Annotated in this window: 14 protein-coding genes and 6 pseudogenes; 6 read left to right on the top strand and 14 right to left on the bottom strand. The window is 68.8% G+C overall.

Annotation, left to right across the window (positions count from 1 at the left end; translation table 11 throughout):
• Window positions 1-81 precede the first annotated feature (81 nt).
• The 7 genes and pseudogenes from ABZU69_RS31225 to ABZU69_RS31195 form a co-directional block, all read right to left on the bottom strand.
• A pseudogene (locus ABZU69_RS31225) lies at window positions 82-381 on the bottom strand (IS701 family transposase); the annotation flags it as partial.
• A 908-nt stretch (window positions 382-1,289) separates the two neighbouring features.
• Window positions 1,290-1,829 carry an SUKH-4 family immunity protein gene (locus ABZU69_RS31220; protein WP_354967888.1) on the bottom strand — a complete coding sequence of 180 codons (540 nt, stop codon included), beginning with the start codon at window positions 1,827-1,829 and terminating at the stop codon, window positions 1,290-1,292.
• A complete protein-coding gene (locus ABZU69_RS31215; protein WP_354967887.1) occupies window positions 1,826-2,365 on the bottom strand; it encodes a hypothetical protein in 540 nt (179 codons plus the stop codon). Before ABZU69_RS31215 ends, ABZU69_RS31220 begins: the two co-directional genes overlap by 4 nt.
• On the bottom strand, window positions 2,362-2,937 hold the full coding sequence (locus tag ABZU69_RS31210) for an endonuclease (RefSeq protein ID WP_354967886.1): 576 nt from the start codon (window positions 2,935-2,937) through the stop codon (window positions 2,362-2,364). The genes ABZU69_RS31215 and ABZU69_RS31210 overlap by 4 nt, the downstream gene beginning before the upstream one ends.
• On the bottom strand, window positions 2,930-3,424 hold the full coding sequence (locus ABZU69_RS31205) for a hypothetical protein (RefSeq protein WP_354967885.1): 495 nt from the start codon (window positions 3,422-3,424) through the stop codon (window positions 2,930-2,932). The genes ABZU69_RS31210 and ABZU69_RS31205 overlap by 8 nt, the downstream gene beginning before the upstream one ends.
• A 4-nt stretch (window positions 3,425-3,428) precedes the next feature.
• Complete coding sequence (locus ABZU69_RS31200; protein ID WP_354967884.1) at window positions 3,429-3,752, bottom strand: hypothetical protein; 324 nt, start codon at window positions 3,750-3,752, stop codon at window positions 3,429-3,431.
• Window positions 3,749-4,174, bottom strand: coding sequence for a YbaB/EbfC family DNA-binding protein (locus ABZU69_RS31195; RefSeq protein WP_354967883.1), 426 nt, complete (start codon window positions 4,172-4,174; stop codon window positions 3,749-3,751). The genes ABZU69_RS31200 and ABZU69_RS31195 overlap by 4 nt, the downstream gene beginning before the upstream one ends.
• Before the next feature lie 582 nt (window positions 4,175-4,756).
• On the opposite strand from ABZU69_RS31195, the pseudogene ABZU69_RS31190 reads away from it, so the two are divergent.
• Both ABZU69_RS31190 and ABZU69_RS31185 read left to right on the top strand, forming a co-directional pair.
• Window positions 4,757-5,074: pseudogene (locus ABZU69_RS31190) on the top strand (transposase); the annotation flags it as partial.
• A gap of 59 nt (window positions 5,075-5,133) precedes the next feature.
• Window positions 5,134-5,375 (top strand): annotated as a pseudogene (locus ABZU69_RS31185) (transposase family protein); the annotation flags it as partial.
• Between the two features lie 259 nt (window positions 5,376-5,634).
• Here ABZU69_RS31185 and ABZU69_RS31180 read toward each other — a convergent pair.
• The 5 genes and pseudogenes from ABZU69_RS31180 to ABZU69_RS31160 form a co-directional block, all read right to left on the bottom strand.
• Window positions 5,635-6,336, bottom strand: a complete 702-nt coding sequence (locus tag ABZU69_RS31180) for a hypothetical protein (RefSeq protein ID WP_354967882.1) — start codon at window positions 6,334-6,336, stop codon at window positions 5,635-5,637.
• A gap of 226 nt (window positions 6,337-6,562) precedes the next feature.
• Window positions 6,563-6,712, bottom strand: a complete 150-nt coding sequence (locus ABZU69_RS31175; RefSeq protein ID WP_354967881.1) for a hypothetical protein — start codon at window positions 6,710-6,712, stop codon at window positions 6,563-6,565.
• 111 nt (window positions 6,713-6,823) lie between these two features.
• Complete coding sequence (locus tag ABZU69_RS31170; RefSeq protein WP_354967880.1) at window positions 6,824-6,985, bottom strand: hypothetical protein; 162 nt, start codon at window positions 6,983-6,985, stop codon at window positions 6,824-6,826.
• A 108-nt stretch (window positions 6,986-7,093) separates the two neighbouring features.
• A pseudogene (locus ABZU69_RS31165) lies at window positions 7,094-7,383 on the bottom strand (hypothetical protein); the annotation flags it as partial.
• A gap of 255 nt (window positions 7,384-7,638) precedes the next feature.
• Window positions 7,639-7,842, bottom strand: a complete 204-nt coding sequence (locus ABZU69_RS31160; RefSeq protein ID WP_354967879.1) for a hypothetical protein — start codon at window positions 7,840-7,842, stop codon at window positions 7,639-7,641.
• Between the two features lie 192 nt (window positions 7,843-8,034).
• Here ABZU69_RS31160 and ABZU69_RS31155 point away from each other — a divergent pair, with 192 nt between their 5' ends.
• From ABZU69_RS31155 to ABZU69_RS31145, 3 genes and pseudogenes are all read left to right on the top strand, one after another.
• Window positions 8,035-8,304: a hypothetical protein gene (locus ABZU69_RS31155; protein WP_354967878.1), complete on the top strand. Its 270-nt coding sequence runs from the start codon at window positions 8,035-8,037 to the stop codon at window positions 8,302-8,304.
• Window positions 8,305-8,716: 412 nt separating this feature from the next.
• A pseudogene (locus ABZU69_RS31150) lies at window positions 8,717-8,878 on the top strand (nucleotidyl transferase AbiEii/AbiGii toxin family protein); the annotation flags it as partial.
• Window positions 8,836-9,264, top strand: a complete 429-nt coding sequence (locus tag ABZU69_RS31145; protein WP_354967877.1) for a hypothetical protein — start codon at window positions 8,836-8,838, stop codon at window positions 9,262-9,264. The pseudogene ABZU69_RS31150 and the gene ABZU69_RS31145, both read left to right, overlap by 43 nt.
• 439 nt (window positions 9,265-9,703) lie before the next feature.
• On the opposite strand, the pseudogene ABZU69_RS31140 reads toward ABZU69_RS31145, so the two are convergent.
• A pseudogene (locus ABZU69_RS31140) lies at window positions 9,704-10,281 on the bottom strand (IS6 family transposase); the annotation flags it as partial.
• 58 nt (window positions 10,282-10,339) lie between these two features.
• Window positions 10,340-10,585 (bottom strand): hypothetical protein, encoded by a 246-nt coding sequence (locus ABZU69_RS31135; protein ID WP_354967876.1) that lies wholly within the window; start codon window positions 10,583-10,585, stop codon window positions 10,340-10,342.
• 384 nt (window positions 10,586-10,969) lie between these two features.
• Between ABZU69_RS31135 and ABZU69_RS31130 the strand changes: the two genes are divergently transcribed.
• Window positions 10,970-11,554 carry a hypothetical protein gene (locus ABZU69_RS31130; protein WP_354967875.1) on the top strand — a complete coding sequence of 195 codons (585 nt, stop codon included), beginning with the start codon at window positions 10,970-10,972 and terminating at the stop codon, window positions 11,552-11,554.
• Window positions 11,555-11,640 lie beyond the last annotated feature (86 nt).

The following is an 11,640-nucleotide window of genomic DNA, read 5'->3' as shown; positions in this document are numbered from 1 at the left end:
TAGGAGGTTGGCGACAGGATTGTCAACTCTTTTGTTGAAACACCGCACTCCACCGGCTAGTACTCCAGCCGGGGATCGTGATCATGGCTCGATGAGGGCTTGTCGGGTGTAGTGGCTGGCCTTGGCTCGCGCTTGGTGACGGCGCCGGCGGATGGACCAGAGCAGCGGGTCGTAGCGGCGGCGGGCGCGTTCGATGATCAGGATGTTGAACAGGTGGCGTAGCTCGTTGACGGTCAGCGGGATCAGCCCGACCGGGTGGTAGCGGTGGCGGTGGCCGGCGGTCGCGGCGGCGAGGAAGGCGTGGGCGAGGATCGCGAGGGTGGTCCAGCGGTGCCAGGAGGTCCAGCGGCGGTTCTGGTGCTGGTCCAGGCCGAGTCCGGACGCCTCGCCGGGCCGGCGCGCGTTCTCCGTCCTCCACGAGTTGCGGGTTTGTGAGGCCGTCCGGGTCACTCACCCGGACCTCAATCTCATTCACGAGAAGGAACCGGACGGTGGGGAGCGAGTGGAGCGGGGTCGAACCGCGGCAGGAGCCTCCGGTTGAGGGCGGGCCGCCGGAGGTGGTCGTCTTCGAGGTGGCCACCGCGAGGGGTGGGCCGGCGCACAGCTGCGTTACGTCGGCGGGCCGATGCAACGCCCGGGCGAGAGGCCAGACACCGGGAACCGATCCGACTCACCATGAGCTCTACAGATGCGTCCGGTCTCGAGTGGTACCAGAGGACGACGGCACGCTGCGCCGCTTGGTCGCCGATGACACGGTCTGGGACAAGCTTCTAGGGCTGTCGAGGGCGGTGCGGTGGCGTCTTCGCGGGAGACGGGCGCGGCAGCGGGCGATGGCCGCCACCGAGCGGAGGCACCCGAGGATCGGTGACGACCTTGCCCAGGCGTTGGTTAACACCGACACATGATCTTCGGACCACTGCCGCCCGGCGAGACCCCGGGGCGGGATGCAGACTTCCAAGGGGCGACTGACTTACGGTGTGTCGTCGAGGGGGCCGTTGCTCATTCACGATAATGCCGGGGACGGGAGTGATCAGCACGCCCGCGATCCTCCCCCGCACGGTGTCCGCACACCAGCACGGGCATTCGTTGATGCGGATCTTCGCCCGCGCCGCGCCGGCGGTCTTGCACGATGACCTTGGGGGTGAAGATGAGGAGCGTTCACAACCTGGGCGGGCAGTGAGTCCTACCCGGCACCGGGCCACCGGTCCGGTGTTGCGCCGGCCGGTGGTGCCGATGCTCGCCGCGCCCGTCGACCAGGTCCCCGAGGGCCCCCGATGCTACGCGGACCGTCACTGGCCAGTGGACTCCAGTTGGCCGAAGGCCATACTCCACCACGACTCCGGGTCGGTGAACGCGGACGGGTCCACCCTCATCAGGTCGGCGCGGATCGCGGCGGCGCGGGCCGCGCGCTCCCGGCCGCCCGGGTCGTTCTCCATCAATTGCCCGAGGCGGTACAGGAACTCGACGAACGCCGCGAACGTCGCGTTGACCTGCTCGAAGTTCGGCGACTCCAGGTCCAGCAGCGCGACGCTGCCGGTCAGCGTGTCCAGGCAGAACAGCAGGTGGCCGTCCTCGGGGGAACTGCCCAGCACGAGGTAGGTGCGCGGCCCGGCGTCGCCGATCTCGATGCGCAGCTTTGAGAACAGCTCCATGCCTTCGACGGCGACGTCGACAGTGAACAGGATCGGTACGTCCATCGGGAAGGCGCCGTTGGGCGGGAAGATCTCCGGCCGGATCGGGCCGAGGACGTCATCGAACCTGTCGACCGGAAAATGCAGCACGCCGTCGGCGCCCCACAGGCCGACGAGCTGCTCGTACGTGGCGGTCAATCGTCCGGCTCCTCGTCGTCCTCGTCTTCGGCGGTCAGCCCGTGCTCGTCGAGGAACTCCCACCACTCGTCGTCGGGTGCGACATCGACGTACAGGGGGCCGAACACGTAGCCGGCGAGAAAGTACTCGAGGTTCGGCATCAGCTCCTCGAACTCCTCCCGGGCGTAGAAGGGGTCGCCGCTGGTCCGCGGGAACCACCAGATCGCCCCGGTGTCGCGCCGCAGCAGCAGCGGCTCCCGGGCCAGGTCACCCAGGTAGTACCACTCGGCGGGCTCCTCGGCCACGCCGGTGAACTCAGGCATGCTGCCGAGCATGCCCCGCCGGTAGTCGACGTCGGCGGTGCCCCACAGTTCGAAGTCGCCGGCCCGGACGCCGTCGGCGACCTCTAGCAGCTCGCGGACCGGCTGCGGCACCTCGGCGGGGATCGTGTGGGCCGGCGCGCCCTGGCCGATCTGCGCCCACAGCAAGGTCGCGGGCTGGTCTGCCTCCAGATCGGCGCGCAACTCCACGATGAGTTCCCGCAGGTCGGGGTTCAAGGAATCACCTCTATTCGGATCGGCGTTCCGTCCGGCAGCTTCTGGATCTCCTGCCAGATCTCCCAGCCCATGTCCTGGTTCGTATGGGAGTCCAGAAGCCTCAGATTATCGACGGTGTCCGGACCGCCCAGTTGCGGATCCCAGACATGATCGGCGTCGAGCCGGCGCAGGCGGGCGAGAAGCTTGTTCGCCATGGCTTTGCCCTCCTCGGTGGCTTTGCCGCCCGGCGGCCAGTACTTGGCGAAAATCGCTTGCCGGATGCGTTCGCGGTACGCCTTGGTGAGCTCAGGGTCCTTGTCGAGGGGGTTTGCCTGCTTGAACAGCTTGCCCTCGTCACTGAGCTTCTTCAGCGCGTTGACCTTGCGGTCGAAGGGTCCCTTCTTGTACGACGGCTTGCGCTTGATCTTGAGGACGAATTCAGGCAGGTCGTTGTTGCGGGTCACCGGCGGCGCGGGAATCCGCTTCTTCGGCTTCTTGGCGGCGGCCTCGACCGCCTTGCCGACCAGCTTGCCGACCTTCGCCTTCGGCACGCCGCCGCGTGACTTCGAGCCCTTCGGCTTGGGGCTAGGCATCCATCAGCTCCGAGAGGACCTGGTCGATCAGCAGGCCGACGATCTCCCGCGTGATCATCTGGAAGATCGGGATCTCGGCGAGTGACGCACCGAAGGTGGCGACCGCGGTCGCGATGGCCTGCGCCACCTGGAACGCCAGAATCGCGAGCTGCACGATCACCTGGATCTTCAGGGCCAGCACAATCGCCGCACAGATGATCAGACCGGTGCCCACCAGCATCGCCGCCTGGGCGTAGTCCGGCAGCGTGCCCGGCCCGCTCTCGGCGTCCGTCCACCACCTCTGGAACGCCTGCAACGACTCACCGCTGTGCTGCGACCAGACTGCGGTCGCGGCCGACCCCGCTTGGCCCGCGGTGGTTGCGACGGTGCCGCCGAACTCGATCCAAGCCTGGCCCATCTCGAAGAGCTTCTCCTCGTCGGCCTCGGGCCATGTGTACCCGATCCAACCCAACGCGGTGATCAGCTCACCCGGCAACTGGAGTCCCATGCCGTCAGCCCAGCTGTCCGTGGAGGGCCTGGATCATGCCGGCCGTGTCCTGCTCGGCGGCCTCGTAGTTGTCGGCCATCAGCGTCAGGTCACTGCCCGCCGACCCGATCTCCTCGGCCGCCTCGCCGATGCAGTCGAGCACCCAGGCCGCGACCGCGGTGTACGCGACGCCGATCAACGACCCGATGTCGTCAGCGCCCCACGGCTCGCCGAACCCCTGCATCTGCGACTCGAAACTCTCCAGCTCACCAATGAACCCCTGGGCGACGCCGATCACGGCGTCCCCGCCGGACCGCAGCAACGCCGGATCGACCTCGAAGCCGCTCACCGCGAGCCTCCCCGCGGCATCCGCGTCTGCGCGTCGGTTAGCGCCTGCACGAACGCGCCCAGCCGCGGTACCGCCGTGTCCCGAATTTCCTGCAACTGCTCGGTGAGCTGCGACAGATCCCCGGCCGCCGGCACCGGCGCGGCGGCTCCGCGCATCGCGTCGATCCCCGCGTTCACCGCCTGGATGACGTGGTCGCCGACCTGCCCGGAGCCCAGCCGCATCAGCCGCGGGTCCCGGCTCAGCGCCGCCAACCCGCCGTTCGGGCCGAACTCGGCCTGCACCAGCCCGTTCGCCGATCCGCCGGTCCGCCGGCGGCGCGCGGTCTCCTCATCCTCCGGCTCAGGACTGGCAACCCGCAGCGCACCGACCGTCGCGTCCAGCATGCGGGCGAACTCTCCGCCCGCCGATTGATTCATTGGCATGCGTCCTCCCCGTTTGACCGGAGAATACAACCGAGTCGTCCTTTGTCGATGCCCGCTCAGGCGAGACAGAAGTCGTACCGCATCGCTACGGATCGCGCGTGACCGACTCCGGCGAAGCGTCCGCCGCAGCTTGACGGCTCGGGGCCGACGCGTTGTTTGATCGCCCTTGCGGTGGTCCTGCTTCGGCATTACCGCTCCGCCAGCCCATGACAAGGTTGAAGCCGCCTACGCCTCTGGCGGGTTTGCCCACGCTGGCGGCAGCCCCGCGCCACGACTGGGCGCAGCCGGGCCAGTTGTCTCAGCGCCCCAGGCAGCGCCGGTGTTCGGAAGCAGGAGACAGTGGGGCCCAACGTCCCCTGCTCCCCCTCTGCTCCAAAGGCAAGCCGCAAATACGGCGAAGCCCGTTACCGGCTACTCCGGCAACGGGCTTCTGACCTGCACATACTACGGCGGGCGATACTGAGATCGAACCAGTGACCTCGTCGGGGTGAATGTCGATCTCGCCTGCCGTCACGCTTCAACCGACGCCATCTGATGTCGTCGCGTGCGTCTCGGTCACCATAGAAGGTCGCCCGACGGTGGCTGGCGCACGCGCGGATCGCAGGCCGGTTCCGGCGTGCGGAACCGCGGGCTCGGGTGCGCCAGTACCTGTGCGGGTGGCCGCCGGGCTCTAGCGCAAGAACGGCTGGATCCTCGCCGAGCGGGCGGGTGAGGTGTCACCGGATGGGATGCAGCGGTTGCTGCGGTGGGCGGACTGGGATGTCGAGGCGGTCCGCGATGACGTGCGGGACTACCTGGTCGAGCACCTGGGCGACCCGCGGGGTGTGCTGATCGTCGACACACCGGCTTCCTGAAGAAGGGTGTCCCTCGGCGGGGGTGGCCCGGCAGCTTGCCGCCACCTAAGGGATGTCTCGTAACCCCGCGTCTGTCCGCTGAGGACGATCGGGCAGGATGCCGGGATGCAGGTGATCACCGCAGCCCACCCTGACTGGATATTCCCGTTCACCGGGCTGCAGCCCGCCCAGTTCCGCAAGCTAGTCCGGCTGGTCGCCGAGGTTGTGGTCAAGGCATCGCCTACGGCCGACCGGGCTGGCAATGGGCACTCGACCTCGCCGACCGGGTGCTGCTGGTGACCGCCTACTGGCGTACGAACCTGACGATGCGCCAGATCGGTCCGCTGTTCGGCGTGTCGCACTCCGCTCCCCCGCATCACCGTAGGTCAGCGCGCTGTTCCGCGTCCGACTGCGGTGAGCACTTCGGCTGCGGTGACCACTTCTCCGACCTGCTCCCAATCTGCGCCCACATGCAAGTGTCGGCTCCGCCGGCCCTGTGGATCTAACGGTTTTTCCGGCCTGACCCGCCAGGCGTTGTGCCTGTGAGGAGGGTGCCGTGACGACCGCGACACCGAACGACGGGACTGGACGCAAGAAACGACCTCCTCGTTCAACGCGGTCTCCAGGTCAGGTGGCCTTGACGAACGCCTCGGTGACGAGGGGATAGAGCTTGGCGACCATCGCCTGGGACTTCTTGAGGTCCCCGTCGCCGTCGGAGGCGTCCAGGTTGAGCACGTAGGAACCGCGCGCCATCATGATCGTGCACTGGCTGAGAGGGCCGTCGTCCGTCTGCTGGCGCTCGCAGAAGGTCACCACGTCCGGATTCGCCGGTACCCCGGCCGGGCTCCATGGCACGATCGTCGCGGTCCGGCCTTCGCCAGTCCGATACGACCGGCACGTCTGCAACACCGTTCGCAGCTCACCGATCAGCTTGCGGCCGGGCACGGTCAGGTAGCCGACGACGTGCTGGCGGATCCAGATCGGCGACTTCACCCAGCGGCGTTCGCGACCAGCGGAGGCGAGCCGATCCGACGGCAGGATGTCGCGACAGAGCGAACGCAGCCTCCAATCGTCGGAGTTCTCACTGGTGTGCTCCGCAGTCTCCTGGCGAAACGTCGACAGGTCCGCGAGCGCGAGCCGCGCCTGCCGGCCCGCCTCCTCCTTGTTCTTCGGCGCGGGTCGAGGCGGCGGCGGCGCCGGCTTGGCCGTCGGCGAAGCGGGGGCCGCCGCCGCCTGCCACCGCGCCCCGGCCGGCTCCGCGGCGCCACAGGCTGCGAACCCGCCTACGACCAGCAGCAACAGAATGATCGGCACAACAGTGCGACGCATCGCGGGGCGTTTCCTTCCGTAGGTGGACCGGGCCCGCCCGGGGCCCCCAGTCCACCTGCGTCGCCGCGCCTCGCCGCGTTACTTCAGGCCGGCAGGTAGTCGAAGGTGTCCGGGTCGGCGCCAGGCCGGCCGCGGTCCGACGTCGACGCCAAGGCGTAATCTTCGCGGCGGAGGCCCCGCAGGTACTGCCGTTTTGCGGGGCCTCATCCAACACCGGCGAACCGGATCAGGCGTACCGGGCGCCGTGGCGCTCCATCCGCGCCCGCACCTCGACGGCGTGCTCGGCGGCGATCTCCATGTCGGCGCTGGCCGAGCGCAGCAGCTCGGCAGCAGCCGAACCGGCGCGGCGAGGCGGGGGACCGGGCCGAGACGGCACCCGATCCCCCGTCAGCCCGCTAGTTGCGGCGTGACCTCCCCGGCCGCCTCCGCAGCACGAACACGATCCCCCCGATCGAGCTACCCGCGATCGTGGCGATCGCCGGGATCGCTAGTGAGGCGGTGCTGCCCTCTCCGAGCCGCTCGCCAGCACGATCCAGAGCAACGCGCCGATGGAGATCACGGTGATGATCATCAGCGCCATGATCAGGACGTGCTCTGTGCCGCTCGTCGCGGTGGACTGGCGCCCGTCGCTGAGGTGTGGTGATGCCATCGGTGGAGGCAGCCATCCGTGTTTCTCGAACGAACGCCAGGCTGAGTCGAGCCGCGCTGACCACGTGTGCCCGAGAACCAGGTATGTCGTGGCGCACCGGGTGCCCTAGCGCTCCATCCGCGCCCGGACCTCAGCAGCGTGGTTTCTCGGCGATCTCCATGTCGGCGCCGGCCGCGCGCAGCAGCTCCACGGTCGGTCCGCCGATGCCCTGCGGATCAGCCATCGCGACGCCCGCCTGGATGCCGAGCAGCCTGGGGTCGCGAGTGACCGCGTGCACTGCGGCGATGGCGTCGGCGCGGGGCTTCCCCCGGTCGGTGCCGTGACCACCGGCCGGCGACGCCGGACAGCTCCGCGAGCACCAGCCGGTCCCGGGCGGGCAGTGACGGCACATGCACCATCCGACGACCGTACCTAGCCTGCCGGAGCCGAGGTGGCGAGCCTCGGCGCGCCGCTCAGCTCGTGATCGGCGCGCAGCCGGTACGCGCAGGGCCAGTACGCCTGACAGTCGCGGCACCGCCGAGCATCGTCATCGCATTGACGATGCCTGCCGGCGATTGCCAGCCAGTTCTCCATACCCGAATCCATGGGCTACACCTACCCGGGATGCAGCCAGGGCCAACCCTTCCGTGGCTAGGTGCTCACCCCGGACGGGTTCATCTGGCCAGGACAACAACCAGCGTGGCAAGGGCACCGAGCAGCAGGGTGACTCCGCCGAACATGACGTACGGCCACCGCTCACCGGAGCGCTGCGGCTGCGGCCGAAGAGGCTGGGTCGGCAGGTTCCATGCCGGAGGTGCCGCCACCCCGTTTCGGCCGGGCCAGCGCGGCGGGGGGTTGTGCGATGTCGAGTCAGCCATCGTGCAATGCCTCCGCTGGCGCGTGGTGCTGCGCTGTTCGGCTGTCATCCGGGCGGGACTCAAGGGATCGAGCGGTCCCGCTCGGTCGAAAGGTCGCGCACCTCGGCCTTCCAGCCTTACAGGCGCTGCCCGTTTGCGCGCCGTTACACCCCCGGCGCGGCGATCATTCGCAAACCTTCCAGGGATGCAGACATGTCCGAGCTCAACCCCGCGCCGGCGCCGTCGCCCCGACCGATCGAGTCGAAGGTGAAGGCCGCGACGGTCGGCGCCGGCGGCAGCGCGGCCGTCATCACCTCGGCCGTGCTGTGGGCGATCGACGGGCTGTGGTTCAACAGCGGCGCCGCGCCGGACGTGCCGCTGCCGCTGGTCGGTGTCGTCGGCCTGGTCGTGACCGGCGTCTGCGCGTTCGTGGCCGGCTACTGGGCGAAGCACACCGCTCGGCCGGACCTCGGCCGCCCCTGATCTCCCCGCAAGACGAAGCGCCCCCGCTGGCTCCGGCCGGTGGGAGCGCTTCCTTCTGTTCGGGCTACTTCACCCGCCAGCGCGGCGGCACAGTCTCGCTCTCTGCCGCGTACTCCACAAAGACCGGCCGCTTCTTCGCGGGTACCGGGAAGGTGATCCAGCCACGAACGCACCGGCCCGGCGCCAACTCCTTCTCACCCCACGGGTACTCCGGGCCGGCGATCTGCAGCTGATATACCAGACGGTGCTGAACCAGGCAAATTCGGCCACGGACCTGTGCCGGTGGCTGCACGGTCCGACGCTGCGCCGCTTGTGGTCAAGCTTGTGGCCCCCGGCCCGGCTGCGGGCGTATGGCAGGCACGCTTCCCTGAGCTGACCACGCCGCCCCAGGCGCTGGCCGGTTCACCTCCGCCTGGCGGAGATCGGGCTGCGGGTCGCTGCCCGCTATGGGTTCGCGTTGGCCGGCGGGTACGCCGTGCAGGCCCACGGCATCCTGGACCGCCCGAGCGAGGACGTTGACCTGTTCACTGCGTGGGAGCGACGTGGCGAGTTCGCCGCAGCAGTGGACGCCGTCACGCCGCCGCTGTCTGCCTGGTGCTGCTGCTCGGCGGCGCCGTGCTCTCCAGCGGCGGACTCGACGACATCCTCGACCAGGACCAGAACCAGGACCGGCTCGACGCCATCGGCGCGGTCTACCGCCAGGGCGAGAAGGCACGCCAGGCGTTGGAGGACTCCGGAATCACGCTGCCGACGGAGCCGACCTGCGAGGACGCCTTCCACCGCACCGGTGCCGACACCGAGCGCAGCTCGGTGACTCGGCGGACCGGTGACAACAAGGAAGACACGGCGTTCGCCGAGCTGCGCAAGTTGTCGTTCATCAACGGCATCCTCGGCCGGCCGAACAACCTGCCCGCCACCCCGCTGCCCTCGACCCCGGCGGCATCGACGTCGGCGAACTGACCGACCCGCACCCCCTCCGTGAGCAAGTGCGTATGGCTAATCGACGGCTTATTTGCGGATTAAATCCGCCATAAGCGGCGCCCGAGGGTCAGTGGGCGCCGATACTCTTCACCGCGCGGAAGGTCGGGGTCCGAAGGACCGCCGCTCCCGAGCCGCTCGAGGCAGTCGACCGCCAAGGGCAACGACCCCGGCCCTTCCGTCCAAACGTCAGCCGCCGGCGTTTCAGCGGATCGGTTTCGCGGCGTACGCCTTGCGCCGTACCGGCTTCACGCCCGCCGCGACCGCGGATCCTGCCCTGGTCCCCAGCACCGATCGAGCTGAACCCCGGGACAGGCTCCCGCTCACCTGACTACTGCCGGCCAACGGTGGTTCAGGCCGTGGGTACGGCCGCCTGAATCGCAGCGAGAATGGCCAGGGACTTCGCGGCCAGAGTCGACGTTTGGAGCCCGCGCATCGGTCGTAACCGGTGCTTGAGCTGACTGTGATCGGCCTCGATCGGATTGTTCGCGTGCCGCTCGACATGGTGCCAGGCCGAGGAGATCAGGTCGTCGAAGACGGCGGGGTAGACCGGCGCGGCGTCGGTGACCACCTCGGTAGGCGTCACCTTCAGCACCCGCAGGGCCTTCTGGAAGAACCGCCGGGCCGCGGCGGCGTCACGGCGGGCCGAGACGGGCACGTCGATGACCTGACCGTGCTGGTCGACCGCCCGGTAGACGTACCGCCACACCCCGTTGACCTTCACATACGTCTCGTCGACGAACCACCGATCACCCGGGCGTAGCGAGCGAACCGGGCGGCGTCGGCCAACAGCGGGGTGAACCGCTGCACCCACCGGAACACGGTGACGTGGTCAATCTCGACACCGCGCTCAGCCAGGACCTCCTCCACGTCACGGTAGGAGAGGTTGTAACGCAGGTACCAGCGGACCGCGACGACGATCACCTCTGCGGGGAACCGGAACCCGGTGAACGCCGACTTCGGCGGCGACCAGGGACGATGACGACTCGACCGCGGCACCCGTCAAGCCTGCCTCGGTCCCTCGACACGGGCAACGCAACGGACCCCATCCCGTCGATCAGGGGTCCCATCGGGGGCACAACTCCACACCCCCGATCCCGGCCGCGGTGTAGGTGGTCAGCCACTCCCCGACCTCGTCCATGTCGGTGGTCTGCGGCCTGAGGGTCAGCTGCGCGGGCGCATCCTCGAACAGCTCCGCCAGCCGGGCCCGTCGCTCGAACAGCGGCGCGTTGACCACGACCTGGCCGCCAGCGTCGGCGAGCAGATTCCATAGGATGTACTGCGCCGGGTGTTCCCGCGCCATACATCAGCAGGCTCCGGGCCGGCGGTGATCCGGCGCTGCAGCCGGGCGAAGCTGGTCCGCCCCCGCTCCCACACGATTAGCTTCCCGTCGGGGATCACCCCCTGTGGGAGGGTCTGGCGGATCGCCCGGGTGATGTCCGGGAGGTACGGCTCAGTTTCTTGCCGGCGCGCGACTTGTGAACTGGCGCGAGGGGTCGGAGGTGCGCTGGTCGGTCCGCACCCGGTTCGGGCGCAAGGGGCCAGGATTGTTATCTAAAGATCATCGGGTACAGATCCGGCCGAACCGAGCGCGAGAACGGGTGCGAAGGCAACCGAGATCTGAGCGCGATCGGGGGGTGATGCGCGTGCCCCATCCTGCCGTTGTCGATCAGTCGAGGAGGTGGCCATGGACTGGATCCGAACGAATGTGAGTCCGCTGGCGTTCGCTGCTGTCGCTCTCCTGTTCGCCCTGCCGGTCGCGGAGCTGAAGGGTGAGGCCGAGGAGTGGCGTGGGGCGGTGACCTGGACTGGTTGGGGATTGACCGTCGGTGGCGGGGGTCAGGTTCACCTGGAGACGCTGCTCTGGGATGGCGATCTTGGTCGGTACGTCATGCATGAGGTGCCGAACGAGGCGCCGCAGATCGGTCCCGAAGAGCCCATTTACCTGCCGGGGCAACCGCTCTTCATGGTCGCCGCGCTGGGTGTCGTGGCCGGCGTGCTTGCCCGGATCCTGGCCAGTGTCAGTTCCCGCCTGGTGGTGTCGGCGGTAGCGGCGTTCGTCGCGGCGGGGGCGCTTGCGCTCGGCCTGCGGGGCGTACTGCGTCGCTTTGATCCGCCGCCCTTCGACGAGGCCATGTCCGCCGTGCCGGCCGTCGGGTTCTGGCTGACGGTTGGCGCCCTGGTACTGCTCGGCGTCGGCAATGTGATCGTGGGGTACCGGTTGTGGAGGCGTGCCGAAGCAGCGGTAATTGACGGCAACGTGCCGAGATGAGAACAGACAACGCGACCGCTCCCGGCCGATGATCCGAGGTGACCGACGCAGCCGCACGTCCCCGGACGGACAGCGCTTGTAAGCGA

The sequence above is a fragment of the Micromonospora sp. NPDC005206 genome, from assembly GCF_040608175.1.
In the GTDB taxonomy this organism is placed as follows: Bacteria; Actinomycetota; Actinomycetes; order Mycobacteriales; family Micromonosporaceae; genus Micromonospora.
Note: the sequence above shows the minus strand (reverse complement) of the source record. Positions and strands in the feature narration are given on the sequence as shown.

Bases quoted from the DNA above. Each gene is read 5' to 3' on its own strand.
- ABZU69_RS31210 (WP_354967886.1), bottom strand. From the start codon at position 2,937: ATGCCTAGCCCCAAGCCGAAGGGCTCGAAGTCACGCGGCGGCGTGCCG.
- ABZU69_RS31205 (WP_354967885.1), bottom strand. From the start codon at position 3,424: ATGGGACTCCAGTTGCCGGGTGAGCTGATCACCGCGTTGGGTTGGATC.
- ABZU69_RS31195 (WP_354967883.1), bottom strand. From the start codon at position 4,174: ATGCCAATGAATCAATCGGCGGGCGGAGAGTTCGCCCGCATGCTGGAC.
- ABZU69_RS31180 (WP_354967882.1), bottom strand. From the start codon at position 6,336: ATGCGTCGCACTGTTGTGCCGATCATTCTGTTGCTGCTGGTCGTAGGC.
- ABZU69_RS31170 (WP_354967880.1), bottom strand. From the start codon at position 6,985: ATGGCATCACCACACCTCAGCGACGGGCGCCAGTCCACCGCGACGAGC.
- ABZU69_RS31160 (WP_354967879.1), bottom strand. From the start codon at position 7,842: ATGGCTGACTCGACATCGCACAACCCCCCGCCGCGCTGGCCCGGCCGA.
- ABZU69_RS31155 (WP_354967878.1), top strand. From the start codon at position 8,035: ATGTCCGAGCTCAACCCCGCGCCGGCGCCGTCGCCCCGACCGATCGAG.
- ABZU69_RS31135 (WP_354967876.1), bottom strand. From the start codon at position 10,585: ATGGCGCGGGAACACCCGGCGCAGTACATCCTATGGAATCTGCTCGCC.
- ABZU69_RS31130 (WP_354967875.1), top strand. From the start codon at position 10,970: ATGGACTGGATCCGAACGAATGTGAGTCCGCTGGCGTTCGCTGCTGTC.